Origin of the sequence: Clostridium sartagoforme (genome assembly GCF_039521405.1) — a bacterium.
Classification (GTDB): domain Bacteria; phylum Bacillota; class Clostridia; order Clostridiales; family Clostridiaceae; genus Clostridium; species Clostridium sartagoforme.
Genome location: NZ_BAAACH010000031.1, coordinates 1 through 3,998, shown reverse-complemented (window position 1 = coordinate 3,998; position 3,998 = coordinate 1). Strand labels below are relative to the sequence as shown.

Genomic DNA, 3,998 nt, shown 5'->3' with positions numbered 1-3,998 from the left:
CATTCCGAACAGGAAAGTTAAGCTCTACAGCGTCGATGGTACTGCATGGGAGACTGTGTGGGAGAGTAGAACGTTGCCAGGTTATTATGCGTTATTAGCTCAGTTGGTAGAGCACCTGACTCTTAATCAGGGTGTCCCGGGTTCGATCCCCTGATAACGCACCAAATCCTAAACTTTTGTTTAGGATTTTTTTATTTAAAAATAATAATGAACAAGTATTGGATAATAGTAGATTCTTCTTATAATATTTATAAATGTGATAAGTTTTATAAGAATTATTCAATTTATTTTTAATAAATGGGAGTTAAATTTTATGTTATATAAAAAAACAACAATAACTTTAATATACTAGTATTTAAAAAAAATTCTAATGGCACAAAAGTAATATATAATTTAAAAATGGAAATTTAGTTATGGAGGGATATAAGTGATTTCAAAAAATAGAAAAGTAGCTATAGTAGGAACAGGTTTAGTTGGTTCTAGCACTGCATTTAGTTTAATAACTCAAGGTGTTTGTGATGAAGTTGTTATGATAGATATAAATAAAGAAAAAGCACTTGGGGAAGTTATGGACTTAAAACATTGTATAGAATACCTAAATAGAAATACAAAAATAAAAGTAGGTTCTTATGAAGAGTGTAAAGATGTTGATATAATAGTTATAACTGCAGGAGCGCCCCCAAGACCAGGGCAAACAAGGTTAGATACTTTAGATCTATCAGCTAAAATAGCAAAGTCAATAGTTGATTCTATAATGCAAAGTGGATTTAAGGGCCACTTTATAGTGGTATCAAATCCTGTTGACATAATAGCGCATTATGTTTATAAGCTATCTGGACTACCAAAGAGTCATGTTATAGGAACAGGAACATCTGTTGATTCAGCAAGATTAAAAAATTTCATAGGAGATTTATTTAATGTTGATCCAAGAAGTGTTCAAGCGTATTCTATGGGTGAACATGGTGATTCTCAAATGGTTCCATGGTCTCATGTTTATGTTGGGGGAAAACCATTTAGTAAAGTTATAAAAGATAATAAAGATCGAGCTGGAGATATAGATTTAGATAAGTTAGCTATGGAAACTGCACAAGCGGGATGGGAAGTTTATAACAGAAAGGGAACAACATATTATGCTATAGCTGCTGCCACGGTTGGAATAATAAAGGCTATTTTAAATGATGAAAATAAAATAATACCAGTATCCACATTATTAGATGGTGAATATGGTGAATATGGAGTATTCTCTGGAGTACCTGTAGTACTTAATAGTGAAGGTGCAAAGGAAGTAGTAGAAATAGAAATGACAGAAGAGGAACTTAAAAAATTTAAAAAGTCTAATGATACAATAAGAGAATATATAAGTAAATTGAACAATAAATAATAGTAATGCTATTAAAGAAATATACAATTCTTTAATAGCATTTTATATTAAGATATATGTATATAAAAATGACTAAATGCTACAATATAACTTACAAATTTATTAGTAAAGTTAAATTAATTTATATTAGAAATAAAAAAAACAAATTATTTTCAAAAATTATGTTGACATATGGGTAATAAGTCTATATAATAAGTTCTTGTTGAGAGAAAAATATCTGGTGATGATGGCGTAGAGGAAACACTCCTCTCCATTCCGAACAGGAAAGTTAAGCTCTATAGCGTCGATGGTACTGCATGGGAGACTGTGTGGGAGAGTAGAACGTTGCCAGGTCATAAGGTTTACTAGCTCAATCGGTAGAGCACTTGACTTTTAATCAAGGTGTACCGGGTTCGATTCCCGGGTAAGCCACCAAAAATCACTTCATTTAATGAAGTGATTTTTTAATAAGAACTTGCTTAGCATTATATATAATAAAAGAAAGAGATGATAATCACCTCTTTCTTTTTTATTTTCTTAGAATATCTTTTTTTACAAACTTTAAAAATTTCTTTATAGAGTTTAAATCATCTTTTAAAGTTGAAGAATCTTCTTCTTTAAAATATCCACCAAGATAAATTAACATTATAAAGAATAATATACCTAAGTTAATATACATATCTTTTACATCAGCTATGAAAAGATTACTTATCCCTATAAAATCCAAGCTACCACCATAAAATACTTTATCTATTAATGAACATAATGCTCCAGATGTAACAAATAAAAATGTCATATCTGCCCAGAAACTTTTATTTTTGAGATAGGAATAATATCTATAAATCTCTATAAATAAAAGCACAGAAACTGCATTAAATATGATTAATGTAGTAAATCCTACTCCAAAACCAAATCTAGCATTAAGCCAAGACCCCTCAGTATTAATTATAGGATCAAAGGAGAGGAAGTTTGGTATAAGTTCAAAATATCTTTCAAAAAAGAATAATTTTATTATCAACTTTAATCCTTGATCTATTAACATAAGTACAGAAAAGATTAATAATATTATCTTATTGTTAAAACCATTAGGATATTTGATTGATACTATATATATTATCCAACCTGTAATGGCAAATAAAATAGTCAACAACAAGTTCATAATTAGGGTATAAAAATTATCTACTCTACCAGTTATAATTTCAAATGCAAAGTACAATAGCCACATTAAAGGAAGTATTCCTATCGTAATCCATTTATCTTTATTAAATTTATTTGTCATGATATCCTCCTACAGAAAACTTAAGATATTAAGATTTTATCATATGTAAATATAAAATTCATATAAGGATAACAAATTATTTTAAATACTGATATAATTAAAAAATAAAATACTGAATATTTAGGTTATTTATATTAATACTAAATAATAATACGAATCATAGGAGGAATTTTAAGTGTTAAAAATTTTTGCAGTTTCAGATTCTATAGGGGAAACAGCTGAGCAAGTTGCTATGGCAGCGGCAAGTCAATTTAAAGGAGAGGTAGAAGTAAAAAGAATTCCTTACATAAATAGTTTAGAAGATGTTGAAGAATTGATAACTGAAGTTACCAATAACGAAAAAAGTATAATAGTATCAACTATAATAACTGTTAATGTAAGAGAATATTTGACTCAAAAATGCTTAGAAAAAAATATATCTGTAATAAATGTATTGGGGCCAATAATAAATGTGACTTCATCAATATTGAATAGAATGCCAGACAATAATCCAGGTGCAATGAGAAAAACAGATGAAGTTTACTTTAAAAGAATTGAAGCTATGGAGTTTGCTATGCAATATGATGATAGCAAAGACTATAGAGGATTAAAGAATGCGGATGTTGTACTTATAGGATTATCAAGAACGTCTAAAACACCATTATGTATGTATTTAGCTAATAAAGGAATAAAAGCAATTAATATACCACTTATGCCGGAAGTAGAAATACCAAATGAACTTTTTGAAGTAGATAAGAAAAAAATATTTGGATTGGTAATAAACCCCTTACAATTAATAGAAATAAGAAAAAGAAGATTAGATAAGTTTCATAGAATGCCTACAGGGATAGAATATGCAAGTGATGCTAGAATATTAGAAGAATTTGATTTTGCAGATAGAATAATGAGAAAATTAGGTTGTAAGACTATAGATGTTACTCAAAGAGCAATAGAGGATACTGCACTGATAATAATAAAGGCATTAGGGCATGATAGATAATACACAAGGTTAACTATTAAATTAGAGTATATTAATAAAATTAAGATATAATTTTAAATATAATTTTTGAGTATATAAAATCGAAAAAAGGCATAAAACAAACATATTGAAGATAAATTCATAGTGAAAGTATAATTTTATTAAAAAATAAAAGAAAATTTATTGACAATAAGTTTTTTTAGTGATAACATTTATTCATCGTCTAAAGCGAGTCAAATATTTTAAAGGATAATAAAAAATATATTGACATAATAAAATTATGATGATATTATAAGAAAGTCGCTTAAAGGCGATGGAGAAAATGGTCTTTGAAAATTGAACAGAAAATAAGTTAAGTAAAATAAACCAGCAATTCTTTTAGAAGTCTTAAAACTAAGACT

General features: G+C 27.9%; 3 protein-coding genes, 2 tRNA genes and 2 rRNA genes. 6 read left to right on the top strand and 1 reads right to left on the bottom strand.

Going from position 1 to position 3,998, the window contains the following annotated elements; all coding sequences use genetic code 11:
• From rrf (ABDZ60_RS18670) to ABDZ60_RS12155, 5 genes are all read left to right on the top strand, one after another.
• Positions 1–82: ribosomal RNA gene (gene rrf, locus ABDZ60_RS18670) — 5S ribosomal RNA — on the top strand; the annotation flags it as partial.
• Positions 83–88: 6 nt separating this feature from the next.
• Positions 89–164: transfer RNA gene (locus ABDZ60_RS12170), tRNA-Lys, on the top strand.
• A 263-nt stretch (positions 165–427) separates the two neighbouring features.
• A complete protein-coding gene (locus ABDZ60_RS12165; protein ID WP_016209181.1) occupies positions 428–1,381 on the top strand; it encodes an L-lactate dehydrogenase in 954 nt (317 codons plus the stop codon).
• Positions 1,382–1,597: 216 nt separating this feature from the next.
• A 5S ribosomal RNA gene (gene rrf, locus ABDZ60_RS12160) occupies positions 1,598–1,714 on the top strand.
• Positions 1,715–1,719: 5 nt separating this feature from the next.
• A tRNA-Lys gene (locus ABDZ60_RS12155) sits at positions 1,720–1,795 on the top strand.
• A gap of 94 nt (positions 1,796–1,889) precedes the next feature.
• Here the strand turns inward: ABDZ60_RS12155 and ABDZ60_RS12150 are convergent.
• Entirely contained in the window at positions 1,890–2,639 is a 750-nt protein-coding gene (locus ABDZ60_RS12150) for a signal peptidase II (RefSeq protein ID WP_016209180.1), read from the bottom strand.
• Positions 2,640–2,814: 175 nt separating this feature from the next.
• On the opposite strand from ABDZ60_RS12150, the gene ABDZ60_RS12145 reads away from it, so the two are divergent.
• Positions 2,815–3,618: a pyruvate, water dikinase regulatory protein gene (locus ABDZ60_RS12145; RefSeq protein ID WP_016209179.1), complete on the top strand. Its 804-nt coding sequence runs from the start codon at positions 2,815–2,817 to the stop codon at positions 3,616–3,618.
• The last annotated feature ends 380 nt before the right edge of the window (positions 3,619–3,998 follow it).